Here is a 24,053-nt window from a genome sequence, read left to right on the forward strand (position 1 = left end):
GGTCCAGATGGGCCCGGGGCCACCTGCGTAGCAAGTGCATGTCGCGAAGAGGATCCACGGCTCCGAAGGAGCCAGCTCCCCCTGTGCGTCAGCACACGCGATGGGGAGACCTCCCCGCTGACCGTTCGACCACTATGGAACTATGATCCAGCCCTGGTTGGCGGATCCGTCACAGGGGAACTGGGCTACCTGCGCACCGTCGGCGGTGCTGGCGCCGGAGACACCCAGGCACATGCCGCTCTTGCGATTCTTGATTGCGTGGCCGTCCGGGCCGTAGTCCTCCCAGACCCTGTCCCAGTCCTGGTTAAGGTCGCCGGACGGAGTTGCCGTGATGGCCGCCGCCCCAGCTGAAGTACTGGCGCGGTCGATACCGAGGTTCAACTTCGACTGCCAGTTCTCCCAGCTGTACGTGGTACCGCCCTCGGTCAGGATGGTTTCCCATCGCTGCAGGTAGCTGTCGCTGCTGGACTTCTGGACGACCTTTGCCCCGTTGGCGGAACTCACGGCCGCCAGGTACTTCCCGGACTTGTAGTTCTTGATCTTGATGGTGGCGAGGGCACGCTTCGGCGCCGGTTCACCACTGTGGGGCGCCGGGGTGAGAGCGATCGCAGGGCTGGCCGCGGCCAGCAGCGCTCCCGCCAGGATCGCCGAGACGGCGGCTGCAGTTCGTGTTGCGCGCATGACAATCTTCTCCTTGTGTAGGAATCAGTGCTGACGGCCCGTTAGGCCAAGAGGGGCATGTGGCCGGGTGGCGCAGCCGGATTGATCACAGCACGATGAGCTGCCACTGTTGGTTGCTCGACCCATCACATGCAAACTGGGCGGCCTGTGCGCCGTTCGTGGTGCTCGCACCCGATATGCCCAGGCACAGGTGGCTCTTACGGTTCTGCAGTGCGCCCCGGTCCCCACTCGTGGGGACGATCAGCCAGTCCTGGTTGGCGTCGCCGGACGGATTCGCGATGATGGCCGCAGCGCCGGCTTGGGTGCTAGCGCCGTCGACCCCCAGGTTTTTGCCCGCGCGACCGTTCTCGAAGCTGAAGAGGTCGCCGTCCTGGATCATGTTCCAGTGCTGCGAGGAGTTCTGGTCGTTTCCCGGCTGCTGAACGACTCTGGCTCCGTTGGCAGTGCTGTTACTTGTGGGCTGCAGGTACTTCCCGGACTTTACGTTCCTGAGCCCGACGGTCTTGGCGGCAACTGACCGGTCCTTGAGGCTCGACAGCGGCAGGGGAGTTGGGGCCGAGACGCGGTCCGTCGGCGATGCGGAGGCGATCGCCGGACTGGTGACGGCCATCAACGCTCCGACCACGGCGCCTGCGACGATGACTTTCCTGGCGCGCGATGTGCGCATGTGATGTCTCCTCTTGGCGTTGGGGTGCCGTCGTAAGTGACGACGCCAGGTAAACCTGATGGCTGGGGTCTCCCGGTGGGCTTGCTAATGCATCGCCCAGCCCTGGTTGGCCGAGTCATCGCAGGGGAACTGGGCGGCCGCAGCGCCGTTGGCGGTGCTGGCGCCCGTGATGCCAAGACACAGGCCGCTCTTGCGGCTCACCATGGCGAAATACTCTCCGCCGTAGCCATTCCAGTCTGCGAACCAGTCTTGGTTGAGGTCGCCGGACGGAGTTGCCGTGATAGCCGCCGCGCCGGCAGAAGTGCTCGCACCATTGATGCCGAGGTTCCGCCCCGCCGCCTGGTTCTCGAAGGTGTAGTAGTCGCCGAAGAGGTAGACCTCCCAGATCTGCAACCCCTGGCCACTGGTCGTGGGCTGCTGGACGACCCTTGCTCCGTTGGCGGTACTGACAGCCTGCAACGCCTTCCCGGACTTGAGGTTCACGAGCCGAGCCGTAGTCACCGCTACCTTCTGGGGTGCCGGCTCGCTGCTCCGAGGCGACTCGGCGCGGGCGAAGTCCTGAATCCCCGCAGAGGCGGAGGCCTTGAGGATCGGCACGGGCTTCGCGTCGCTGTCCTGCGGCGACTGAGCGCTAGCGATCGCAGGGCTGACTGCCGCCATCAGCGTACCGGCCATCATCGCAGCGACGATGTTCCTGTTGTGTCTCTTACGCACGTTGCATTCCTTCACTTTAGGTTGGCTCGTCGTCGCCGGGAGTACTCAACCAGAGAGCGAGAGGGAATCGCTAGATCGTTCGATCACTTAGGCTGAAAGCGCTTTCTTGACGGGGGCATGTTCGAGTGGCAGGAAGGGCTCGAGGTCTGTCACGGCACCACAGGGGAGCTTTCGCCTGGCCGAAATGTTGTATTGGCCCAGCCCGCTCGGGAACCTACTAGTGCCTGGGCCAGGGTCCCCTGCACCCGTCCGGCTTCACCCTCTGGAGCTCCCGCGTCGTCGAAGGCCACGTCAACCGGATCAAGATGCTCAAACGCCAGATGCTCGGCCAGGCCGCCTGTAGGTGGCAGACCTGCGCATCGACCCGACCGCGCGCACCGCGCACCTGGCCGACGCCCGGACGTTTTATTGGCCGTGGCCTTCTTCGCGGTCTTCTTGTCCAGCTGCTTCTTCACCGCCAGGGTGCCTCGCTGAGCGGGCCGCGTCGCGCTTCCGTACCTGCTGGATCTGCACCGGGCTACACGGCACACCGTCCATCTGTGTGTCCTGCGCGGCCGCCGGGCAGCACCACCGGCACGACGTGCCGGTCCCGCCGAACGCACCACTGCTCGCCCGTGTTCGGCGCACCTAAGCAGGTCTGGGAGGATGGCCGGCAGCCGTCCGTACCGGGTCCGGGAACCCGCGGGCGGCGAGAGGCGGGCGGGTACGGGCGGCGGGCGGGAGAGCGGAGTGGTGCGGCAACGGTGCAGCTGTCGACTCGGCGACGCAGGATGGCAAGGACGACGCCACCCTCGCGTCGGGGGCAGCGCGGCATCACAGCGGACGACGGGGCCTGCTAACCCATGACGCCCAAGGCCAACCGCTAGCCCAGGCGGTGACCGACACAGGTCTGTTGCTGGACGGCACCAGTAATGGATACGCGGCAACGGCCGGTCCGGTGCTGGAGACCCGTTCGTCGTACACGGTGGCGGCCTGGGTGCGGGTGGATCCGTCCGTGACGCAGACCGTCTCCGTGCTCAGCTAGACGCCGACGGCTGCAAGCCCCTGGACCCAGAAGTACAGCCCGTTCGTCATCTCCTACGGCGGCAAGTGGAGCATCCGCGCGTTCTCCACCGATGGCACCTTCACCCGGGAAGCCGCGGCCTCGGTCTCGCACCCAAAGGGAGTGTGGACCCATGTGGCGGCTGTGCACGATACGGCGGCCAAGAAGGTCCACCTCTTCGTCAACGGCAAGCGTGAGGCCTCGGCGGACGCCGGCACGCCCTGGTCGGCCGAGGAAACCTGGAGATCGGCCGGGTGATGTTCGGCGACAGCTACGTGGACCACTTCAAGGGCGTCATCGACGAGGTGACGGTGTGGCAGCGCACGCTGACCGACCAAGAGGTCAGGGACGAGGCACGGCTGCTGACGTCCGAGCACTTTGCCGGTGTGGAGCTCGTGGGCGGCTGGCGTCCCGATCAGGGCACCGGCACCACGATCCCCGACACACTGTCCGGTTACGGCCGCCAGATGACCCTCAACGGAGGAGCGTCATTGAACGGCGAGGAGATCACTCTGGACGGAGTGGACGACTCAGCGTCAGTGCCCGGCCCGCTGGTGGATGACACGGGATCCTTCACCGTCACCGCGCTGGCCACCCTCGACGGGGACAAGCTCGCCGGCAAGAACGCTGGCTACAAGGGCCAGGTCGTCGGGCAGCGCACGGCGGACGGATCCGCCTGGGGACTGTGGTACGAGCTGACGGGCAAGCAGACCGTGCTCGACCCGGAGACCTTGACGGAGAAGACCGTGCCCGTCGGCTTCTGGCGGTTCGGGCGACTCAACGCCGACGGCACGTTCAGCGCGGTGTCGTCCGACGAGAGCGCGCTGATGGACGGCAGGGTCAGACTGACCGGCGTCTTCGACGCCCAGGACGGCACCGTCAGCCTCTACCTCGGCGGCGCACGCAACGACGAACCTCGCTCGTTCACCGCCAAGCTGGGCACCGGCGAGTTCGCCGTAGGCAGGGGATTCACGGGCGGCGTGTGGCAGCACTACCTGCCCGAACGTATCGCCGAGGTACGGGTGTGGGCCGGCGCGATGCCCGGCTGGGAGCAGATCGAGCAGGCCGTGGGCGACTGAACCCGGGCTTGCGGGCGGACGGCTGCCACACAGCAGCCGTCCCGGCCTCGTGACACACAGCAGCCGCAGTCTGCGGCGCCTTACCAACTACTCATTGGGACTTGGGCAGGCGGAACGATGGCCTTTGGTATAAGCACCTCAAACAGGCGGCGCGGAGGAGTCACACGGCGGCGCGGCAGCCGTTTGCTGGTGCAGTCGCTGGCTCTGGCGTTGGTGATGCCCCTGGGCTGGACGCAGGTAGCCCAGGCAGCACCGCAGCCGGGCGGGCTGGGACGGCCGGACGTGCCGAAGCCCCGGGTGAGTAAGGTTGAGACATTCGACGGGCCCGGAGCACGCAAGGCCCGTGCCAAGGTGGCGAAGGAACGCAAGGCCAATGCCACCCAGGCCAAGCGAGCCGCCCAAGAGCGAAGAGCTAGCTGGCCCAAGTCCGCACAGGCCACGGTCGCCCTCGACCGTGGAAAGACCACCCTCGGCGACATCCCGGTCACAATCACACCCGCACAGAGCTCCGCCGCCAAAGTCGCTGCAGGCGAGGCACGGGTCACCGTGCTGAACCAGAAAGCGGCCCACAAGGCGGGTGTCACCGGCGTCCTGCTGACCGCCGAGGCGGGCAAGGTAGGCACCGCCGAGCTGAGTATCGACTACAGCTCCTTCGCGTCCGCCGTCGGCGGTGACTGGTCCCAGCGGCTGCACCTGGTCCAGTTGCCGGCCTGTGCGCTGACGACTCCGCAGAAGAAGGAATGCCGCACACAGAAGCCGCTCGCATCGGAGAACGATTTCGCGGCCCAGAACATCTCGGCCACGGTGCGTCTAGCGGCAGCGGAGCCATCCGGTGAGTCCACTCAGCTGGTGAAGGCCGCGGGCACCGCGGCATCAGGAGCAACCGTTCTTGCCGTCACCGCGGCTTCCGCCGGGTCCGGCCAGTCGCCGACGGGCGCGGGAGACTACTCCGCAACGCCACTGTCGGCGTCATCCGCGTGGGAGGCGGGAGGCAGCTCCGGTTCCTTCACCTGGTCCTACGACTTCACCCTCCCGCCCGCGGCGGCCGGTCCCAAACCGCCGCTGTCGCTGTCGTACGACTCGGGGGCAGCGTCGACGGTCGGACCGCAACGACGAACAACCAGGGCACATCGGTCGGCGAAGGATTCACGCTGACCGAGTCCTACATCGAGCGCTCCTACGGATCCTGCGACGACGACGGGCACACAGACGTCTTCGACCTGTGCTGGAAGTACGACAACGCGCGTCTGGTGCTGAACGGCAAGTCCACCCGCCTGATCAAGGACAAGACCGACGGGCAATGGCGGCTGGAGGACGACGATGCCTCCAAAGTGACCCGGTCCACCGGCGACGACAACGGCGAGCACTGGACCGTCACCACAGGGGACGGCACCAAGTACGTCTTCGGTCTCAACAAGCTGGACGGTGCCAGCACCGAGCGCACCAACTCCACACACCGCCGTCGTCTACGACAACTCGAACGCCACCGTATGGTCCGCCACTCAGAAGCCCACCAGGGGCGAGGCGACTTGGACCGGCCGCGCCACCGGCTACACCGCGACCGCCGACACCAACGGCGAGCGAACTCCGAACGGCTGGCAGACCGTCACCAAGACGGCCTTCGACGCCCTCGGCTGGCCGACGAGCATCACCGATGCGGCAGGACATGCCACCTCCACCGCCTACACCCCCGCGACAGCGGGCCCGGTGACCAAGACAGTCACCACCGACCCCAAGCAGTACCAGGCTGTCAGCTTCCTCGATCCTCGCCGTGGTCTGCCGCTGCGTAGCTATGACATCAACCAAAAGAAGAGCGAGCTTAACTACGATGCGCTCGGCCGCCTGACCGAGGTATGGCTGCCCAACCGCATCCGCGGCAGCCAGAACCCGAACACCAAATTCCGCCTACCACCTGGAAAACGCCAAGCCTTCTTGGGTATCGACTTCGACCCTGAAGAGGGACGGCGACACCTACAACACCAGCTACACGCTCTACGACGCGCTCCTGCGCCCGCTGCAGACCCAGGTACCGACCCCGCAGGGCGGCCGGCTGCTGACCGACACGCGCTACGACAGCCGCGGTCTGGCGTACGAGACGTACGCGGACATCTTCGACACGACCAGCACCCCCAACGGCACGTACACGCGCGCCGAGTACGGCGAAGCGCCCACGCAGACGGAGACATTCTTCGACGGGGCGGGCCGAGCCACCACCAATACCTTGTACGTCTACGGCGTCAAGAAGTGGTCCACGACCACGAGCTACACCGGTGATTCCGTGGCGACGACCGCCCTCGAGGGCGGCTCGGCCCTGCGGACGATCAGCGATATCCGCGGCCGCACCAGCGAGACCCGCCAGTACGCAAGCAACACGCCTGGCGACCCCGACTACGGCAGCGGGCCCGGCGCCGCCTATGCGGCCACCAAGTTCATCTACGGGCTGGACGGCCAGCAAAAGTCGATCACCGGCCCCGACGGTGCCAAGTGGTCCTACGGCTATGACCTGTTCGGCCGCCAAATCAGCGCCGACGACCCCGACAAGGGCAAGGCGACCACCGAATACAACGCGCTCGATCAGGTCATCAAGACCACGGACTCGCGCGGCAAGACGATCCTGACCGCCTACGACGAACTTGGCCGCCCCACCGGCACCTGGACCGGCTCGAAGACGGACGCCAACCAGCTCACCGGCTACACCTACGACACCCTCCTCAAGGGCCAGCCCACGTCCTCGACCCGCTATGTCGGCGGCAAAACAGGCCAGCCCTACACCCAGACCGTCACCGCCTACGACAGCCTGAACAGGGCCACCGGCAGTGAACTCGAGCTGCCGGCCGACGATCCGTTCGTGGCGACGGGCGCACCGGCCAAGCTGGCCTACGAGAGCTACTACAACATCGACGGCACCCTGCAATACAGCAAGGAACCGGCGCTGGGCGGTCTGCCGTCCGAGAACATCGGACTCACCTATGACGGCCTGGGCAACCTCACGTCCATCGGCGGCTCCACCGGCTACCTGCGCGACGTGTCCTACTCGGCGCTCTCGCAGCCGCAGCAGCTGACGCTGGGCACCGGCGGTACCGGCAGCAAGAGCATCTACGTCACCAACCTCTTCGAGGAGGGAACCGGCCGCCTGACCCGCAGCCATGTCACGGACCAAACCCACCCGTACATGCTGCAGGATCTCAACTACAGCCACGACCAGGCCGGGAACGTCACCTCCATCAAGGATCCGACCACGCTTGGCGGTGAGAGCTCGGCGGACACTCAGTGCTTCGCCTACGACGGTCACCGCCGGATGATCGAGGCCTGGACGCCCAAAACCGACGACTGCTCCAGCGCCCGCACCGGTTCAGATATGGGTGGTCCGGCGCCCTACTGGACGAGCTACACCTACAACGCAGGCGGGCAGCGCAAGACCGAGACTCAGCACGGGGTCGGCATCCGCGCGGGCCAGAACACTCAGCGCGAATACAGCTACCCCGCCTCGGGCCAGCCACAGCCGCATACCCTGACCATGGTTGACACGACCGGCGACGGCACCCGCACCCAGTCCTTCACCTATGACGCCGCGGGCAACACCGCCAAACGTGCCACCGAAGTGCAGCACCAGTACTTCCGCGCCGGGTGGAAACTGACCGCGGGCCAGGAGGTACGCAGCCAGAAGGCTCGCATGGTCATGCGTGAGGACGGCGACCTCGTCATCTACAACCGTGACACCGACGAGGTCCGCTGGCACACCGGCACCGCGGGCAACCCCGTCGCATGGGCGACCATGCAAGACGACGGCAACTTCGTTGTCTACTCGGCCGACAACACCAAGCTGTGGTCCCAAGGGTGCAGGCTCCGGCTACTTCGCCACCCTGCAGGACGGCGGCAGCTTCGCCGTCTACGACGCCGCCTGGAAACTGCAATGGACTGCAGGCTCCTGGATCGGCTCCGCGCCTGTCTCCTCCGGCACGTACACCCACACCTGGGACGACGAAGGCCGCATCGCCACCACTACCGCCCCCAACGGCATCAAGACCACCTACATTTACGGCCCGGACGGCCAGCTGCTGATACGCGCCACGGAGAACGGCGAACGGATCCTGTACGCCGGCGCTACAGAACTACACCTGCGCGCCGACGGCACTACCTGGGCGCAGCGTTACTACACAGCTCAGAGCGTGACGGCTGCCGTTCGCTCGAATAAGTCCGGTACCAATACCCTCACCTACCTCACCGGCGACCACCACGGCACATCAAGCCTCGCCATCAGCGCCGACACCAGCCAGACCTTCACCAAGCGCTACACCACTCCCTTCGGCGCAGAACGAGGAGAACCCGCTGGCGATATCACCACCTGGCCCGACGACGACAAGGGCTTCCTCGGAAAAACCCGAGACGAGTCAACGGGCCTGATACATATCGGCGCTCGCGAATATGACCCCACACTCGGACAGTTTCTCTCTGTCGACCCCGTCCTCAACCCCTCGGAAGTACAGTCCCTCAACGGCTACAGCTACGCGAACAACTCCCCTGCGACACTGGCTGACCCAACAGGCCTCGACCCATGCGGTGGCCTCAAGTGCGGACACCCGGGCGATAAGTGCAGCGATCCTGACATTTACTGCTACGGCGAGAACCCAGACGGTACTGCCGACATCACGGGTCCGGTCCCGGGGAGCGGCGGTGCGGCCAACGGCGCATCCAATAGTGATGCGGGCACGTCCACCACGAACAGCACAAACCCCACCCCGGCTCCTAGCCCAGGTCCAGACCCAGTTCCCGGCCCGTACAAGCAGCAGATAAGCGATCCTGCTCTCAACGCGCTTAAATGGGTCTTCAGTCAGCTCTTTGGGGAGTCCGATCCAGCGCTTAATTGCACTGACGACGGATCATACTGCGGATATGTGAATCTCCAAGAGAACGTCGTCCCATGGGCTCCAGGACCGGGATGGGCGCGCGCCCTGGGTGTCGGAAAGGGTGCCGCAGGACTTAAGGAGTTCGCCACTCGTGTAATCCCGAAGTTCGTTGAGGGTGGAGCGACAAACTGGGGTCGGTTCTACTTCTTCCGGTCACGCGATTCGGCTCGTGAGTGGGAACAAGAGGGCAGACGCCGAACTGATTGATATAGTCAATGATCGTCTCCGCAAGGCGGGATTCCTGAAAGGGGCTGCAAAGTCTGCTCGTGCAAGCGATGTCGAACAGAAAATGGCCGCTACTATGATCAGGGATGGCGTAGATAAGGCGGAACTCGTAATAAACAATCCAGCTGGACCATGCGCGCAGCCGCTCGGGTGTCATCGCGTACTCGACGCCATCTTGGGCAAGAGGCAGCTCACTGTACACTGGCCCAATGGAAAGGGCGGCTGGGAGGGTTGGACCTAGGGAGGCGCGAAGTGACCAACCGTAAGGTGCAAGCCTACTTTCGGCGTGAACACGGAGATAATCCGGTTTTGCTCCAAGGCTCGAGCGATGTTGACGACTTGATCGAGGCGCTCCGTGCTGGCGGTCCGTCGGAGAACTTGGCGTCGTTGCACCATGCGGAACGTCCGTTGATGCCTGCGGGGGTTCCCGACCATGAGTTGCTGGTTGGGGTCGACGCAGGATCGCAGGTCGGAGTCCTCGCCTTCATGGACGACGGCAACTTCGTTTCGCTCGATCCCTTGAAGGGGTCGGGGGAGGTCTCCTACTCGATTATGGGAAATGCGACTGAATTTCCAGAAAGCTCAGAACTTCCTGTCGCTCTTGTGCGGCAGGCGGTAAACGAGTTTTTGTGTTCCGGTGGGCAGCGTCCGAAGTGCGTCCAATGGCAAGAGCCGGAGTTCTGGTGAGCTGACGGACGGTGCGGTCGATCGACCGTCGAGCCACCGCCCAGTCGAGTCCGAGGTCTGCGAGCTGCTGGAGTTGGGCGGGGCGGCGATCGCTCACAGGTGGCTTCGGCGTCTGGCCCGCTGCCCCCCTGACGCACACCCCGCACGCTCCCGTTGCCGATCCGAAGCGGGCCGTGCTTCCCGCTCCCTGCCGACCGGACAGTCGGGCGCGGCCAAGTCGCCAGGTCGGTGTCGGCGTATCGGCAAAGACCCGCAGCCGGATCCGCACGCGTCTCACGAACGTCCTCATGTCCAACGGCTTAGGGGAGGCGCGCATGCAGGGGAATCAAGCCAAGCGGTGGTGGCAACGCGACGACTGGACCCAGATCGCGACTGTTGCAGCAGTTCTTGTGGGTGCTGGCACACTGCTACTCACGGCCATCGCCACGTTCTTCCAGGCGCGGGTGGCACAGGATCAGCTCGATCAGTCCCGCCGGACCTCCGACAATGAAGCGAGAGGGCAGGCAGTGCTCGTCTCTCACTGGACCGGTGACGGCGAGTCGAGCCTGCACGTCATGAACAGGAGCTTGGACCCGGTCAACGAAGTGTCGCTGGCGTTCCACGCACGGACCGCACTGGGTAAGAACCAGCAGCCGCCGCGCGGCATGGTGACCTTCGTGATCAAGCTGGGCAGCCTGCCTCCGTGCTCAACAATCGCCTTCTCCGAAAAGACTGTCGGTTTCCGTTGGAAGCGCGCCGACCTGAACGAGTTGACCGTTCAGCACCCTGTCCTTCCTGGCCTGCCACGAGAGGAGGGCACATGGCGGGGGCTGAAGTCGCTGCGGCGCCTGGAGATGCTGAGCCTGTTCTTCACCGACAGGGACGGCGCCCAGTGGTCTCGTGACAAGGACGGTCGCTTAGGAGACCAGAGGGACGGGATCGGTTACCCGGTCGACGGGCTGGCGGCTTCGCCGGGCCGAATCGTCCGGGCCCCTCAGATCAAGCCGCTGGATACGTGCAGGGAAGGATGAGCGGCTGCGCAGTGCGAGCCATCGCCGCTCGGCGGCTGACAGCGCAGCAACTCGCCTGACACCCCGCCCGTGTGCCGCCCGCGCAGAGCGTGCCCTGTTCACCCGGCCCGCGCCGAGATCAGCGCGATCCGAGATGCGGTTCCTTCACACGCAGGAGAAGGGCTCTATCAAGACCCTGGCTGAGGGCCCGGGCGTCTCCCGCATGACGGGCCCAGAGCCACGAGGTTGTCACTCAAGGCGCTGCGCGGTCGGCGCCCGGAGGTCTCCTTGGCCACGGACTTCTTCGTGGTCTTCTTCGCCGCCGTCTTCTTGGCCGCGGCTGCTTCTTTGCCGCCTTCTTCTTCGGCAGCTCGTGCACGTCAGCGTCCTCGCCGCGCGAGGCCCGCGCCTTCTGCACGGACTCGTTGAGGGAGACCATCAGGTCTACGATCTGCCCGGGCTTCGACCCCGGCTCCCGAAGCTTCGGCGGCTCGCGGTGCTCCCGCTTGGCGTCGATGATCTGCGCAAGTGCCTCGGTGTAGGTGTCCTGGTTACTCCTCACCCTCAAGATCCTCGCGGGTCATGCTGTCCATGAGCGCGAGCGCGCGTCGATCTCCTCGTCGCTCAGCTCGACGGGCGCCAGCAGCTCCTCCGGCGACCTGATCTCGTCAGGCCAGCGCATCGCGTGCAAAACGATGACGTCCTCGCGGACCCGGAGCAGGCCCAGGCGCTCACGTCCGGACCAGGCGTACTTCCTGCAGTAGGCCGATCATGTTTCTGGATCGTGAGGGCACCCTAGATTTTGGGGCCGGGGTTCCTGGGCTGTCCTCCCATTCGGTGGTCGCTCCAGTCGATGCCGTCGTCTCACGCCCGCGGTGTTGGGTCAGCGGTGGTGACCGCCGTGGCGGTGGTGGCCCCAAGACTCGTCGTCGATGAAGCGTCCGCGGTCGTTGCGGAGGGTGGCGGTGTCGGAGCGGTTGTCCCAGACGTAGTGGCGGCGGTCCTGGTACAGGTCGCTGTCGGTGTCGCGGCCGATGCCGGTGTGGACGCGGACCGTGGCGCGGCCTTCCAGGCGGTAGTGGTCGAAGGTGTAGGTGCGCCCGTCCTCGTCCTGAAGGGTCCAGCCGTCGAGGTTGACAGAGCGGCGGCCGGTGTTGGTGATCTCCACCCACTCGCGGTTCAGGGAGCGGTTGGAGCGGTCGTCCCGGCCGGGGGAGTCGTACTGGACGTCCGAGATCTTCACCTTGGACCGCTCGGGGCGGGCGTGGTCGGCGGCGGACGCCGGCAGCGTCACCACCGAGACGAGAGCGCCGGCGGTGAGCGCGGCGGCGGCGATACGGCGAGCGGTGACGGAATCGAAAGCGGACAAGAGGTCCCCTTAGGGAGCGGACACCTTCCCCGGAGAGCCGCTGGGGCTGCCCGGGCAGTGGGTGTGGTGTGCGTCGGCGACCGGCTGGCCGCACACACTCTGTTCACGCCGTGGAGAAGATGTGCGGAAAACGTGACCCCTGTTACCTGTTGTCCATTTTTCTATGACCCTCACATGCAACATCTGTCTATGCCGCCCATGCGTGATGTTGACGCACCGACAGACTGAGCAGCCTTGGGGGGCTTGGGGGGTGAGGTGTCTGTCCGCCGCGATGCGCCACCCCGCAGGGGATCGGGCCGTCACCCGAAAGTGAGTAACAGCAGGCAGGCTGGCGAAGGAGCGTCACGCCCCTTGCTGGGCCGGGTCGCGCGCGGGCTAAGGTCGGCGCCTTAAGAGGTCGTTTTCATCTCTAGTGCGGCGATAGCTCCGTTATTGCACCCGTCGATGAACTGGTGCGGGTGGGGCCGCCGGGGTGGTCTTGCTTCCTGGGGTCGATGGTGTGACCTCTGGGGCACGAGTCGGCTTGCGCCTGTCTCATTCCAGGAGGCCCGGATCTGTTCCGTGCTTCCGCCGGCCAGGATGCACGCCTGGGCGCACGCCCCCGGCCGGTGGTACCTCCAGGACATGGCCGACCGTCGTGCGTATCCGAGTGATCTGTCCGATGCCCGCTGGGAGTTGATTGAGTCGGTCCTGTCCGCGTGGCGCTTCGAGCGTCGGCGTCGGGCCCTGGACTTCGGTCGGCCGCCCGAGCATGATCTGCGCGAGATCATGAACGCGATCCTGTACGTGGACCGCACCGGGGTGCAGTGGCGCTACCTGCCTCACGACTTCCCGAACTGGAACACGGTCTACGGCTACTTCGCCAAATGGCAGTCCGACGGCATCTTCGCCCAGCTCAACGGCCTCTTACGGGAGTTGGTGCGTCTACAGGAGGGCAAAAACCGTCACCCCTCGGCCTGCGTGATCGACGCCCAGAGCGTGAAGACCTCCACTTCCGCCCCTGCCAGGACACAGGGCATCGACGCGGGCAAGAAGATCGTGGGCCGCAAGCGCACCATCATCACGGACACCCTCGGCCTGCTGCTCGCGGTGCTGGTCACCGCGGCCGGCGTCCAGGATTCCACCGCTGGCCGCACCCTCCTGGAGCAGGCCGCCACCGACTACCCCACCCTGCGCAAGATCTGGGTCGACGGCGGCTACCGCAAGCACTTCGTCGAGCACGCCGCAGCCCTCGACATCGACCTCGAAATCGTCCAACGCACCCCTGGGAGCAGGGGGTTCACCCCTATCCCGAAGCGGTGGACGGTCGAGCGGACCTACGGCTGGTTGATGCTGCACCTGCGTCTGGCTTGCGACTACGAAACCCATCCGCACCGCTCCGAAGCCATGATCCATCTCGCCATGACCGACCTCATGGCCCGCCGCCTCACCGCAGAGAACACCGTCTCTTGGCGCGATCCGACATCACCGGATCAAATCCGCATACCGGGATGAAGCAACGGGAGAAAACGACCTCTTAAGGACCACCAGCAGCAGGAGACGCCATGCCGCCAGGGAACGCGCAGCCGGACACCGCCGAGGACCAGCCGACCGGGCCCCGGCCGCTGGCTCCGCTTCCCTGCGATGTCGAGGCCGTCTTTCCGGAGTTGATCGGTCGGCGCGCGATGTCACCCTCCTCTACCCCCGGGCCGGGCAGCCGGGACCGGGTGACAGTTCTATCGGCGGGCCGCTGCTGTGGTCGGCCGACGAGCCCTGGCCGATGTGCGCCGAACCAGGCCACTACAAGCCGCTCGACCCGCCCGTCGGGCCGGAGCCGGTCGCGATGGTCCCGGTAGTCCAGCTGTACGCACGGGATGTGCCCGGCCTCGTCTTCCCCGTCGGCACCGACCTGTTGCAGATTCTGTGGTGCCCGCTCGTTCATGATGACGACCAGTACGCGGCCAACCCCCGGCTTTATTGGCGCAACGCGGCGCTGACGTCCGCCGGCGCCATGGCCGGGGAGCCGCCTCGCCCGCATACCGCGGACGAGGACTACCTGCCTCGCCCATGCACCGTTTCCCCACTCCGGCCGTGGAGTACCCGAACTGGGACTTGCCGGAGGGACTCGGCGAGTTGCTTGACCAGCGGTTCGAGGCCCTGAAGGAGGAAGACGGTTACGACTACTCCGAAGTTGCCACCACGCAACAGAGCAAGGTCGGGGGCTACCCGGGGTGGACCCAGCCGCCCGACTGGCCTGACTGCGCAGGCTGCGGCACCCGCATGGAACACCTGCTCAGCGTCACCGCGACGGAGCCGGGCGTGGGCCGGTGGCTCCCCCTGAATGACTGGGCCTCCGGCCAGGATGAGACCGCGACTGCGTGCTGGATAGCCGAGGCCGATCCCGCCGCTCTCGACGCGTTCGGGCACGACATGGCCCTGGGCGACCTCGGCGGCATGTACTTCTTCGTCTGTCGCGGCTGCCCCGACACCCCCTACACCCACCGCTACGACTGCTGAGGCCCGCACGGGCGAGTCGCGCGCCCGCGATGCAGCTGGCCACCGGGCGGCCTCTCAGCATCGGCTCCGGCAGCGTCCACGTCACGAACGATGCCTTCCACCGCGGTCGGTCGTTCGGGTGCTCTGACCAGAGCCCGCTACCGGCAACGGTCTGATCACGCCTTCCCCGGCCTGGAGATGCTGTCTGACGCAGCGAGACCCCGCTCGGCCCTCGCCTGGGTCTGTCAAAACGAGCGGTGTAACTGGGGTAGTTGGTTACTGACGGGCTGCGGAGAGGCGGCCGTCGAAGGTGATGTCGAAGGCGTTCAGTGCGGTCTTCCAGCGCATGGTCCAGCGGGCCTGTCCCTTGCCGGTGGGGTCGAGCGACATGATCGCCACGTAGACGCACTTCAACGCGGCCTGCTCGTTCGGGAAGTGTCCGCAGGCCTTGACCGTCCGGCGGATACGGGCGTTGACCGACTCGATGGCGTTCGTCGTGCAGACGATGCGGCGGATCTCGGTGTCGAACCGCAGAAACGGGGTGAACTCCTCCCAGGCGTTCTCCCACAGCTTCACGATCGCCGGATACTTCCGGCCCCAGGCGTCGGCGAACTCGGCGAACCGGTCCAGGGCGGCCTCCTCCGTCGGCGCCGTATAGACGGGCTTCAAAAGCTTGGCGATCTTGTCCCAGTCCTGACGGGCGGCATAGCGGAAGGAGTTCCGCAGCAGGTGCACCACGCAGGTCTGCACGATCGTCCTGGGCCAGACGGTCTCCACCGCCTCGGGCAGGCCCTTGAACCCGTCACAGACCAGCATCAGCACATCGCTCACGCCGCGGTTCTTTATCTCGGTGAGGATGTGCAGCCAGTGCTTGGCGCCCTCGCCGCCGTCACCGGCCCACAGCCCCAAAGTCTCCCGTCGGCCCTCGGTGGTCACGGCCAGAGCCACGTAGATGGGCCGGTCGGCCACCACACCGTCGCGGATCTTCACGTGGACAGCATCGATGAAGACCACCGGATAGACGGCGTCGAGCGGCCGGCTCTGCCATTCGGCCATGCCCTCCAGCACCTTGTCGGTGATGGCGGAGATGGTCTGCCGGGAGACCTCGGCGCCATAGACCTCGGCCAGGTGCGCCTGCACCTCGCCAGTGGTCAGCCCCTTCGCGGCCAGCGAGATCACCATCTCGTCGACGCCGCTCAGGCGCTTCTGCCGCTTCTTGACAATCTTCGGTTCGAAGGAGCCGTCGCGGTCGCGGGGCACGGTTATCTCCACCGGTCCGCCATCGGTCAGGACCGTCTTGGAGCGGGAGTTGCCGATCGTCCGGCTCGCCGTCGACGATGTGGTGCACGACGGAGAAGCAGTACTGCTCCGACTCGGGGAACCGGCCTCACCCGTCCCCGAGCCAGCCGCTTCCCTGCTGCTTGACTACATCGCCGACCGCGACCACATGAACACCGCCACCAACCAGGCATCCCCCTGGCTGTTCCCCGGACCGGGCGGGCCAGCCCTTCCGCCCCGACCACCTGTCCGCACTCCTCAACGAGATCGGCGTCCCGGTGGCCGCCGCCCGCGGCGCCGCCATCCGACAACAACTCTTTGAGATGCCCGCTCCCGTCGTCGCGGACGCTCTCGGATACCACGACAAGACCACCAGCCGCCTCGTTAGAGAAACCGGCGGGACATGGAGCCGATACGCCCCTGGAGATCACACACGGTCACCATCTGGCTGGGGTCCCGGGGAATCAGCGACAGCTGAAAACGAGCCGACCACAATCAGACCCAAGTCAAGGCAGCCGTTGACCGGAGGCACCCTCGGTTGCACAAAACCGCTCGCGGTTGGCAGCCACCGGCGCGATGCTGTCACGATGCCTGCAGAGACCGCTTACCACGACGAAGTCGGCGACTACTTCGCAAAGAACGCCGACACCAGCCCCTACAACGCACACACCGACCGGCCGGCGATGCTCGCGCTAGCGGGGGATGTTGCCGGGCTGAAGATTCTCGATGTCGGCTGCGGGGCCGGGCACTACGCGGCCGAACTCCTGGCGGGTGGTGCCGAAGTAGTCGGAATCGACGGCAGCGCAACTCTGCTGAGACACGCGCGGGAGCGATTGGGCGACCGGGCCGAACTGCGCATGCACGACGCGGAGAAGCCGCTGGACTTCATCGACGACGCGTCGTTCGACGGAGTCGTGTGCGCATTGATGCTCCACCACATCGCCGACCGGCCGCGTCTCCTCAGCGACCTACGACGCGTCCTGCGTCCTGGAGGGTGGCTGCTCGTTTCGACTACCCACCCGACGGCTGACTGGCGGAAATTCGGTGGCTCGTACTACGCCGAGGACTGGGTTGACCTCCCGCTCGCCGGGGGGCCGTTGGCGGTTCACTACCAGCGCATGCCGCTGGAAACGTTCCTGAACGAGCTGCTGGCCGCCGGATTCATGCTTCAAAGACTCATCGAGCCTCGCCCGACGCCCGGACTGCGAGAGCTCGACGAAACGGCCTACAACAAGCTCCACCAGGCTCCGTGCTTCCTTGCTGTCAGGCTCCTGCGGCCCTGAGTGGGCGGTTCGTGAGTCTATGAGTGGTTCTGGTGTCGCCTGATGGTGTGGGCGAAGCCGGAACGTTCCGGTTCGGTGCCGGTGGCCTGCTGGGATCGGTGGGGTGAGTGAACGCAAGCCGTACCAGAGCGACTTGTCCGACGAGCAGTGGGCGTTGATCGAGCCGGTGCTCACGGCCTGGAAGAACCGGCACCGTTCCGTGAGCGGCCACCAGGGCCGCTATCCGATGCGGGAGATCGTGAACTCGATCCTCTACCAGTCCCGGACCGGCTGTCAGTGGGCCCTGTTGCCGAACGACCTGCCGCCGAAGAGCGCGACGTATTACTACTTCGCCGCCTGGCGGGACGACGGCACCGACCAGCAGATCCATGAACTCCTGCGCTGCCAGGTGCGGGAGAGGAACCGGCGATTAGAGGACCCGACACTGGTGATCCTGGACACCCAGAGTGTCCGGGCGGCCACCGGGGTCCCCGCAGTCACGACGGGCAAAGACGCCGCGGAACGGATGCCGGGCCGCAAGCGGGGACTGGCCGTGGACGTCCTTGGCCTGGTCATCGCCGTCACCGTGGTGGCCGCGAGTGTCCACGACAACGCCGCCGGCATCGCTCTGCTCGACCAGGTCGCCGTCGCGGCCGGCGGCTCGGTCAGCAAGGCCCTGGTCGACCAGGGCTTCAAGAACCAGGTCGTCACGCACGGGGCCGCCCTCGGCATCGATGTCGAGATCGTCCGGCGCAACCCTGAGGAGCGGGAATTCGTTCCGCAGCCGAAACGGTGGCGGGTGGAGCAGACGTTCGGGATCTTGATACTGCACCGGCGCCTGGTCCGCGACTACGAACACCGCCCGGCCTCCTCCACCTCAGGCGTCTACTGGGCCATGACCGACGTCATGGCCCGTCGGCTCACCGACGCGAGCACGCTCACCTGGCGCGATCCGCAGGTGGCCGGCGCGTGAACCTCAACCCCCTCCTTCAGGCGCTCGACCTTCAGGAAGACGCAGCCCGGGCCCTGGCCGGCGATCTCCGCACCCAGATCGACACCCTTCAGACCGAGCTCCGAGAGGCCGAACTGCGTCTGGAACACCTCGCCATCACCCGCACGACCATCACCGGTCTCGCCGACCGAATCCCGGTCCAGAGCCCCGACCCATCAGGGAGTCTGGAGCTGCCCGAGCACCCGGACTACCCGCGCATCCTCGCCGTCTTCAACGACACCACCGGCCCACTGAGGGCCCGCGACATCTGCCAGGCCCTTGACTTCGAGCTCCTGCCGAAACACATCGAACGCACCCGAGCCAAGATGAAAGGCCTGGTCACACTAGGAATCCTCGCCGAGGCCGAGCCCGGCACCTTCAGCAAGAAGCAGTAACCAAGTCCGGAACGGACATCAACTCACGAACCGCCCACTGACAGCACGCGATCCCTGCCTCCCAGCGAACGCGCACAGTCACTGCCCCGTCTCCCAAGCGCCAGAACTGGCGACACTTGAATACGAGAGCCCACCAGTATCGACCCCCGTAGAGGAGTCACCGGTCGTCGGATGAGCTTTGTCGTCGAGAGAGAACCAGCCTGCGTCGCTCCCGGTCGATCGCAGTGACGACGACCGTGACCTCGTCGCCGGCCTGGACCACATCTGACGGACTTTCCACGGACGTCGATGTGAGCTCTCGCAGATGGACCAGTCCCTCGATCCCGTCGGCGACCTGGACGAAGACGCCGAACGGGACCAGCTTGGTGACCCGGCCGTGCAGTTTCTGCCCCACTGCAGTGCGGTCGGCGAATGCTTGGAACGGATCCGGTTGTGTCGCCCGCAAGGACAGTCTGGCCTCCAGGTTCCATGTGTCGAACTGAAGGAATTCGGCTGAGACGCGCTGTCCGACCTGCACAACGTCGAAGGCGGCTTCGATGCGCCGCCAGGAGAGTTCGGGGATCGTGATGAACCCAACGCCGGGGAAGACCGGGTGGTCCGGACCATGGTCCAGCGCCACGAACACGCCAAACCGTTCGATCGCTGTGACGGTGCCGGAAAGGAGCTCGCCGCAGTGCAGTGATTCCAAGAACGCCCAGAGTTCCGGGTTCTCGGACGGTCCGCCCATCATTCTGCCAGCCTTTCATGAGGAGTTGCGCACTCGGCGGGAAGGGCGGTCACGAGCAACCTGGCGGGGCGAAGTGGGTGGTGCGGATACCTTTTTCGTCCGCGGGCAGGCGCTGCACATCGGTGGTTGTTGTTCTGTGGCGCGGGCTGTCTGGAGTAGGTGGTCGACTCGGCTGACCCGTCAGTTCGACCCACCGCCCGGTGTGCGGGTTCAGTCGAACCTGTTCAAACGCCTGCCCGTCCACGGGTCGACGCCCGCGTCGAGGGAGCGTTCCTCGTCCCGGAAGTTCAGGAACCGGGCGCTCCGCACCCTCCACAGGGTCTCATCGCTCACGGGGCATGTAGGAAAGGTGCCGCGCAGCAGACCAAGGAGGAACTCCACCATACCCACGTCGTGGACCTGCCACCCGCCGCCCTGCCGTTCCCAGACCGCGACGGGCCAGTTGTCCGGGTCAAGGTCGGACGCCACCCAGCACAGAGCATCCGCGCTGCTCGTCTGCCCCCAGACAAGCATGTCCTCCAGCCGGTGCCTGGAGCCCGCCTCCGACCCCTGCCACACGCGCATCGACTCCGAGCCGACAGCGCTTGCCGGCAACCGCCCCACCGTCAGCGGCGCACCCGTCGTACCCGGGCGGGGGACCCACACATAGACGCTGTCCTCGATCGAGCCAGCGCCAAAGGACGTCACAAAGTCCCTGTAGTCGCTGGGAAAGGAGGGCACACCGAGTTCGGTCGCGGCCACGCCCCAGTCGACGGTGTCCCCCGCTGCCTCCTCTTCGTGGAGCAGCAGCATCACGGACTTCAGTTGTTCCAGCCCGTCGCGCATGGCGCCTTCCTCGTTCATCGGTTCATGAACCCCCGTCGCAGGCGACCAGGACGGTCCGGGGGCCCATCCACGTGTAGTGCACCACCTGTCCTGGCGGCGGTGTCCCGACGGCGTCTTCGCCGGCCAGAGCCGATCTTCTCACCATGACCCTCTGCTATCGCTCCTGCCGAGTGTGCACCCAGGGCAGGGTCAACGGGCAGCGTCCCCGCATGACAACCAAGGAGTCCGCATCACGACGTCGCGCGCACTCGTTTCCGACCGGCCGGATCTCGATTCAGGCACCCGCAAGCTCCCGCACACCGTTGTGGTGGTGGAGTTCAGAGAGGGGAGCGCATTCGGCCCCTGGCCGCGGGACCGGGGATGGTGTTCCGTCGACCCCGCGGCTGCGCCTGAAGCAGCCGTCGAGTACGAGCCAGTGACCGAGAGCCTCCGTCTCCGTCGTCGGTGCAGTCGTGTCCAGCGAGCACTCCTGACGGTGCCGTCACGTTACTGACAGGGGTGGGATGATCTTGTGGTTGATCGTGCCGGGGAGGGGTTCACTCGTGTCGTCCGCGTCGCCGTCGTACAAGGGGCACCGGTACCCGGTGGAGATCATCTCCCACTGTGTGTGGCTGTACTTCCGCTTCCCGCTCAGCTTCCGTGAGGTCGAGGAGCTGATGCTGGAGCGCGGCGTGATCGTGTCCTACGAGAGCATCCGCCGCTGGTGCCTGAAGTTCGGGCAGCAGTACGCCAATTCGCTGCGCCGCCGCCGGCCCCGGCCGGGTGACAAGTGGCACCTGGACGAGGTCTTCATCAAGATCCACGGCGAGCAGAAGTACCTGTGACGGGCCGTCGACCAGGACGGCATGGTGCTGGACATCCTGGTCCAGAACCGGCGGGACAAGGCCGCGGCCAGGCGCTTCTTCCGTCGGCTCCTCAAGGAGGAGACCGGGTCCGTGCCGCGGGTGGTCGTCACCGACAAGCTCCGCTCCTATGGCGCCGCCCACGAGAGGTCATGCCCTCGGTCGAGCACTGCTCCCACAAGGGCCTGGACAACCGGGCCGAGAACTCCCACCAGCCGACCCGGCAGCGCGAACGGGCCATGAAAGGCTTCCGCAGCACCGGCGGAGCGCAGAGATTCCTCGCCGCGTTCAGCGGGATCTCACCCCACTTCCGACCCCACCGCCACAGCCTGTTCGCTACCCACTACCGAGCCGAGATGATCATCCGCTTCGCCTCTTGGGACCACATCGCCGGCCTGCCCGCAACAGCCTGATCCAGGCCGACACCCGGGCCGGCCACACCCCAGCACGCTGTCAGGCACCCACGCACCCAACAACGTGACAGCGCCCTCCCAACCGCTCGGTGTGCTGATCTTGGGCCAACGCGGGCATGCTGGTGGGTGTGAGGCTGGGGGAGGCGGTGCACGGGCCGCGCGCGGACGAGGAGTTGCCGGTGTGGCGGACGCATGTGCCGCGGAAGGTCCGTTGGCGTTCCACGAGGGCCATGCGGACCGCGCTACGGCGTGGGGAGATGCTGGGCGGCGGAGCGACACGCGAGTTGGAGAGGCGGTTCCGGGAGTCGTTCGACCGGCACGCGGTCGCCGTCTCCTCTGGAATGGACGGGCTCGAACTGCTGCTGGAGCACTACGGCGTCGGACAGGGCCGGACGGTCGTTGTCCCGGCCAACTGCTTTCCGTCCATTCCCGCGCTCGCCCTGCGGCTGGGCGCCCGACTGGTCTCTGCGCAGATCGACGACGTCCATCTGTGCCTGGCTCCCGAGGCCTGGCGGCGGGAGGTCCTGGAGGAGGCGCCGATCGTGGTGTGGGTTCACCACGCGGGCATGGTCGGCAGTGCTGCGATGCAAACCATCACGCGGCTGCGTGAGGCCGGTTGCACGGTAGTGGAGGACTGTGCGTACCTGCTTCCGGACTCAGCTCCAGCAGATGGACCGGGTACCTGGGGCGACGGTGCCATCTTCTCCTTCCATCAAATCAAGCCGATGGGTGCGGCTGGCGGAGGGGTGGTGCTCACACGCGAAGGCCGCGTCGCCGACGGGCTGGCCGTGCGTCGCTCGCACAGCGGTCAGGAGAGCCGCTGGCAGGGGGGTGATGTTCTTTGTCGCGGGCGGGAGTTGAGCGAGTTTGCCGCCGCTGCTGCCGTGGCACGATTCGTCCACCGGGACGAGATCCGTGACCGGCTGCGGTCGCTGGCCGAGGAGTACGCGTCGTCGCTGGCTCGTTGGCTTCCGCCTGGCCGCGTGCCCCAGGACACGTGGGGACGCTTCACGATCCGCGCCCGTTCGGCGGGCGAGGCAGCTCTGCTGCGCAAGAACCTGAACCTGCGGCGCATCCGCACCAATGTGATGTTCGCCTTCCCGTGGACCTCTCATCCCGCATTCTCGGATGTGACCCAGCCCAACGCCCCGGAACTGACAGGACTGCTGCGCAGCAACGTATGCGTCCCGTACCACCCGGGCATGCGCCGCCGGGACGCTCGCCGGGTCGCGGCGGCCGTGGCGGAGCATTCCGACTCGTCCCGGCACACGGGGCATTGAAAGGAGCGATGCCTTGTCCTCACCTTCCGACCCGGGCCCTGGCGAAGAGGGATGGGAGGTCCCGAAGCCGATCGGCTACATCGCGGCATCGGAATCCATCCATTTCGTCGCGGCTCCCCTGCTGGCCGCCGCCGCGATCACCGCAATCGGCGTCATCCTCGCGGACGGCGACAAACTGCGGTGGCCGGACGCAGCGGTCTTGGCATTGACCGTCTGCGTCACGCTGTTCGTGTTTTCGATCCAACGCAGCTTCAACGCGCGGGCGCATCTGTTCAGCGCCGCCGACATCGACGACTGGTTCGGGACCGCGTACCGGCCGCCCGACACGGTCCTGAAACAGCATCAGCACGCCGGGGTCAAAAAGTGGCGCACAACCGTCCGGGGCGCGACCAACGCCTACAACCTGGGTGTCGTCACCCTGGGCCTGGGCGCCTGCCTGGCCCTCGCGCCCCCTGAGGACACGACGTTCTGGCAAGCGTTCTTCCGCTGGACGGCGTCCGGTGTCGCCGCAGTCTCCGCCGGCACAGAAGGGATCTCGACGGCCCGGATCTGGCACAGCCAAAGACCCGGATCCCCTTAACCACACCGCAGGCAGCCCGTCCGCCAAGCCGAGGAACGGATGTGACGACATGAGCGGTGCCGATCCAGGCCTTAAGCCCTCGCAGAACTACTACACCTACTGTCCCCTCTGCAACGGCATCTTCCACGAGGAGAGCACCCAAGGACTGCTCCGCAGGAAGTCCCCCGCCCACTTCGCCCACAGGGACGGGTGCGAGGCAGCGATCCTTCCCACGGAGGAACTGCTGAGCATCTGCAGCTGGCCGGACCGAGTCCGGGATGCGATCCGACAGCGGCGCACCGAGCAGCAGCATTTCACCCAGAACAATACCGATGGCGTTGATGCGACGTTGTTCGTCCAGCTGGCCGGGTACGTCGGCCAGATCAGCTCCACGCTGGGCATGCCCGAGCCGGAACGCGCAGAGCTCGAGCGCGTCGCCCAGGACCTCCACGACGAAGCGACCTCGGAGAACCCCGAGCCGGGCCGCCTGCGGCAGTTCACCACCCAGCTCAAGGACAAGCTGGGGGAGGCCGGCACCACCATGGCCGCCACGATGGGTGTCCAGATGGCCGAGCAGGCCCTTGGAGCACTGGGGCAGTAGCGCCCCGCCGTACAGCGCCACGAGCCCCCGGGAGGTCTGCTCTCC

At 66.2% G+C, this 24,053-nt stretch carries 24 protein-coding genes and 3 pseudogenes; 17 read left to right on the forward strand and 10 right to left on the reverse strand.

All coding sequences use genetic code 11. From position 1 onward, the window contains the following. Window positions 1-132 precede the first annotated feature (132 nt). From CEB94_RS40060 to CEB94_RS40070, 3 genes are all read right to left on the reverse strand, one after another. Window positions 133-681 (reverse strand): RICIN domain-containing protein, encoded by a 549-nt coding sequence (locus CEB94_RS40060; protein ID WP_175436779.1) that lies wholly within the window; start codon window positions 679-681, stop codon window positions 133-135. Window positions 682-766: 85 nt separating this feature from the next. After that, window positions 767-1,348 (reverse strand): RICIN domain-containing protein, encoded by a 582-nt coding sequence (locus tag CEB94_RS40065; protein WP_175436780.1) that lies wholly within the window; start codon window positions 1,346-1,348, stop codon window positions 767-769. 84 nt (window positions 1,349-1,432) lie between these two features. Beyond that, window positions 1,433-2,062 (reverse strand): RICIN domain-containing protein, encoded by a 630-nt coding sequence (locus CEB94_RS40070; protein WP_246112094.1) that lies wholly within the window; start codon window positions 2,060-2,062, stop codon window positions 1,433-1,435. An 874-nt stretch (window positions 2,063-2,936) separates the two neighbouring features. Here CEB94_RS40070 and CEB94_RS41560 point away from each other — a divergent pair. The 4 genes and pseudogenes from CEB94_RS41560 to CEB94_RS42420 all read left to right on the forward strand — a co-directional run. Continuing rightward, complete coding sequence (locus CEB94_RS41560; protein ID WP_246112095.1) at window positions 2,937-3,086, forward strand: hypothetical protein; 150 nt, start codon at window positions 2,937-2,939, stop codon at window positions 3,084-3,086. Window positions 3,087-3,158: 72 nt separating this feature from the next. Continuing rightward, window positions 3,159-3,362, forward strand: coding sequence for a LamG-like jellyroll fold domain-containing protein (locus CEB94_RS41565; protein ID WP_246112228.1), 204 nt, complete (start codon window positions 3,159-3,161; stop codon window positions 3,360-3,362). Beyond that, window positions 3,362-4,183 carry a LamG domain-containing protein gene (locus CEB94_RS41570; protein WP_246112096.1) on the forward strand — a complete coding sequence of 274 codons (822 nt, stop codon included), beginning with the start codon at window positions 3,362-3,364 and terminating at the stop codon, window positions 4,181-4,183. Before CEB94_RS41565 ends, CEB94_RS41570 begins: the two co-directional genes overlap by 1 nt. Window positions 4,184-4,399: 216 nt before the next feature. Then, window positions 4,400-6,260 (forward strand): annotated as a pseudogene (locus tag CEB94_RS42420) (hypothetical protein); the annotation flags it as partial. Here the strand turns inward: CEB94_RS42420 and CEB94_RS42425 are convergent. Next, entirely contained in the window at window positions 6,251-6,394 is a 144-nt protein-coding gene (locus tag CEB94_RS42425; RefSeq protein WP_175436782.1) for a hypothetical protein, read from the reverse strand. The pseudogene CEB94_RS42420 and the gene CEB94_RS42425 sit on opposite strands and share 10 nt — an antisense overlap. 1,502 nt (window positions 6,395-7,896) lie before the next feature. On the opposite strand from CEB94_RS42425, the gene CEB94_RS42435 reads away from it, so the two are divergent. The 4 genes from CEB94_RS42435 (at window position 7,897) to CEB94_RS40105 (ending at window position 11,012) form a co-directional block, all read left to right on the forward strand. Beyond that, on the forward strand, window positions 7,897-9,297 hold the full coding sequence (locus CEB94_RS42435; RefSeq protein ID WP_484422084.1) for an RHS repeat-associated core domain-containing protein: 1,401 nt from the start codon (window positions 7,897-7,899) through the stop codon (window positions 9,295-9,297). After that, window positions 9,260-9,556, forward strand: a complete 297-nt coding sequence (locus tag CEB94_RS42440; RefSeq protein ID WP_175436783.1) for a DddA-like double-stranded DNA deaminase toxin — start codon at window positions 9,260-9,262, stop codon at window positions 9,554-9,556. The genes CEB94_RS42435 and CEB94_RS42440 overlap by 38 nt, the downstream gene beginning before the upstream one ends. A gap of 11 nt (window positions 9,557-9,567) precedes the next feature. Then, window positions 9,568-10,002: an Imm1 family immunity protein gene (locus tag CEB94_RS40100; RefSeq protein WP_175436784.1), complete on the forward strand. Its 435-nt coding sequence runs from the start codon at window positions 9,568-9,570 to the stop codon at window positions 10,000-10,002. Window positions 10,003-10,289: 287 nt separating this feature from the next. Then, the gene (locus CEB94_RS40105; RefSeq protein ID WP_175436785.1) at window positions 10,290-11,012 is read left to right on the forward strand and encodes a hypothetical protein; all 723 of its coding nucleotides are present in this window, start codon (window positions 10,290-10,292) and stop codon (window positions 11,010-11,012) included. Window positions 11,013-11,244: 232 nt separating this feature from the next. Here the strand turns inward: CEB94_RS40105 and CEB94_RS40110 are convergent, their stop codons facing one another. The 3 genes from CEB94_RS40110 to CEB94_RS40115 all read right to left on the reverse strand — a co-directional run bounded on the left by CEB94_RS40110 (window position 11,245) and on the right by CEB94_RS40115 (window position 12,360). After that, complete coding sequence (locus CEB94_RS40110) at window positions 11,245-11,553, reverse strand: Ku family protein (RefSeq protein ID WP_175436786.1); 309 nt, start codon at window positions 11,551-11,553, stop codon at window positions 11,245-11,247. 18 nt (window positions 11,554-11,571) lie between these two features. Further along, the gene (locus CEB94_RS42045) at window positions 11,572-11,718 is read right to left on the reverse strand and encodes a hypothetical protein (RefSeq protein ID WP_342790450.1); all 147 of its coding nucleotides are present in this window, start codon (window positions 11,716-11,718) and stop codon (window positions 11,572-11,574) included. A 156-nt stretch (window positions 11,719-11,874) separates the two neighbouring features. After that, complete coding sequence (locus CEB94_RS40115) at window positions 11,875-12,360, reverse strand: lamin tail domain-containing protein (RefSeq protein WP_175436787.1); 486 nt, start codon at window positions 12,358-12,360, stop codon at window positions 11,875-11,877. 624 nt (window positions 12,361-12,984) lie between these two features. Between CEB94_RS40115 and CEB94_RS40120 the strand changes: the two genes are divergently transcribed. Together CEB94_RS40120 and CEB94_RS41585 are read left to right on the forward strand one after the other, a co-directional pair. Then, window positions 12,985-13,854, forward strand: coding sequence for an IS5 family transposase (locus CEB94_RS40120; protein WP_175436788.1), 870 nt, complete (start codon window positions 12,985-12,987; stop codon window positions 13,852-13,854). Window positions 13,855-14,406: 552 nt separating this feature from the next. Further along, the gene (locus CEB94_RS41585) at window positions 14,407-14,856 is read left to right on the forward strand and encodes a hypothetical protein (protein ID WP_246112097.1); all 450 of its coding nucleotides are present in this window, start codon (window positions 14,407-14,409) and stop codon (window positions 14,854-14,856) included. Between the two features lie 255 nt (window positions 14,857-15,111). Here the strand turns inward: CEB94_RS41585 and CEB94_RS40130 are convergent. Beyond that, a pseudogene (locus CEB94_RS40130) lies at window positions 15,112-16,140 on the reverse strand (IS256 family transposase); the annotation flags it as partial. 560 nt (window positions 16,141-16,700) lie between these two features. On the opposite strand from CEB94_RS40130, the gene CEB94_RS40135 reads away from it, so the two are divergent. The 3 genes from CEB94_RS40135 to CEB94_RS40145 all read left to right on the forward strand — a co-directional run bounded on the left by CEB94_RS40135 (window position 16,701) and on the right by CEB94_RS40145 (window position 18,761). After that, on the forward strand, window positions 16,701-17,396 hold the full coding sequence (locus tag CEB94_RS40135) for a class I SAM-dependent methyltransferase (RefSeq protein WP_175436789.1): 696 nt from the start codon (window positions 16,701-16,703) through the stop codon (window positions 17,394-17,396). A 103-nt stretch (window positions 17,397-17,499) separates the two neighbouring features. After that, the gene (locus CEB94_RS40140; RefSeq protein WP_175436790.1) at window positions 17,500-18,348 is read left to right on the forward strand and encodes an IS5 family transposase; all 849 of its coding nucleotides are present in this window, start codon (window positions 17,500-17,502) and stop codon (window positions 18,346-18,348) included. Then, window positions 18,345-18,761, forward strand: coding sequence for a hypothetical protein (locus CEB94_RS40145; protein ID WP_175436791.1), 417 nt, complete (start codon window positions 18,345-18,347; stop codon window positions 18,759-18,761). Before CEB94_RS40140 ends, CEB94_RS40145 begins: the two co-directional genes overlap by 4 nt. 157 nt (window positions 18,762-18,918) lie before the next feature. Here CEB94_RS40145 and CEB94_RS40150 read toward each other — a convergent pair whose 3' ends face one another. After that, entirely contained in the window at window positions 18,919-19,491 is a 573-nt protein-coding gene (locus CEB94_RS40150; RefSeq protein ID WP_175436792.1) for a S1 RNA-binding domain-containing protein, read from the reverse strand. Window positions 19,492-19,698: 207 nt separating this feature from the next. Further along, entirely contained in the window at window positions 19,699-20,331 is a 633-nt protein-coding gene (locus CEB94_RS40155; protein WP_175436793.1) for an SMI1/KNR4 family protein, read from the reverse strand. 485 nt (window positions 20,332-20,816) lie between these two features. Here CEB94_RS40155 and CEB94_RS40160 point away from each other — a divergent pair. The 4 genes and pseudogenes from CEB94_RS40160 (at window position 20,817) to CEB94_RS40175 (ending at window position 24,008) form a co-directional block, all read left to right on the forward strand. After that, window positions 20,817-21,568 (forward strand): annotated as a pseudogene (locus CEB94_RS40160) (IS6 family transposase). Between the two features lie 230 nt (window positions 21,569-21,798). Next, a complete protein-coding gene (locus tag CEB94_RS40165) occupies window positions 21,799-22,848 on the forward strand; it encodes a DegT/DnrJ/EryC1/StrS family aminotransferase (RefSeq protein WP_281292568.1) in 1,050 nt (349 codons plus the stop codon). A 13-nt stretch (window positions 22,849-22,861) separates the two neighbouring features. Further along, a complete protein-coding gene (locus tag CEB94_RS40170) occupies window positions 22,862-23,428 on the forward strand; it encodes a hypothetical protein (protein ID WP_175436795.1) in 567 nt (188 codons plus the stop codon). Between the two features lie 49 nt (window positions 23,429-23,477). Then, the gene (locus CEB94_RS40175; protein ID WP_175436796.1) at window positions 23,478-24,008 is read left to right on the forward strand and encodes a hypothetical protein; all 531 of its coding nucleotides are present in this window, start codon (window positions 23,478-23,480) and stop codon (window positions 24,006-24,008) included. The last annotated feature ends 45 nt before the right edge of the window (window positions 24,009-24,053 follow it).

The sequence above is a fragment of the Streptomyces hawaiiensis genome, from assembly GCF_004803895.1.
Lineage (GTDB): Bacteria > Actinomycetota > Actinomycetes > Streptomycetales > Streptomycetaceae > Streptomyces > Streptomyces hawaiiensis.